The organism is Rhodovarius crocodyli, from assembly GCF_004005855.1.
Classification (GTDB): domain Bacteria; phylum Pseudomonadota; class Alphaproteobacteria; order Acetobacterales; family Acetobacteraceae; genus Rhodovarius; species Rhodovarius crocodyli.
Genome location: NZ_SACL01000037.1, coordinates 1 through 396, shown reverse-complemented (window position 1 = coordinate 396; position 396 = coordinate 1). Strand labels below are relative to the sequence as shown.

The window sequence follows — 396 nt, the reverse complement described above, 5'->3', positions numbered from 1 at the left end:
GCCACCCCGGCCAGCGCCGCCGCCAGGTCGCTGCCGAACAGCCGCATCGCCAGCACCACCACCGCGAGCCCCGCGCATTCGGCGATGCGGCCCTGGCGCAGCACCGGCGCCAATATGCCCACCATCCCCCCCGGCGGCAGGGCCGCCAGCACCGGCCACAGGTCAGCGCGCGACCGCCACATGCCCATCATCAGCGCGGCGGAGAATGCCACCAGCATGAAGTCCATGCCGAGCGAGGCAGGGTCCGGGATCAGCCCGCCCATCAGCCGCCCGGCCAGCGGCCGCCCACAGCCGGCGGCGCGCCGCCCAGCCACGGGTACATCGCCGCGCCATACAGCAGATAGCGCGCGTTCATCAGCAGCACCGTGGCCAGCAGCGGCAGCAGGGCCGCGCCCT

At 74.7% G+C, this 396-nt stretch carries 1 pseudogene; it reads right to left on the bottom strand.

The features are described 5' to 3' along the window. Window positions 1–263 (bottom strand): annotated as a pseudogene (locus EOD42_RS25665) (hypothetical protein); the annotation flags it as partial. Between the last annotated feature and the right edge of the window lie 133 nt (window positions 264–396).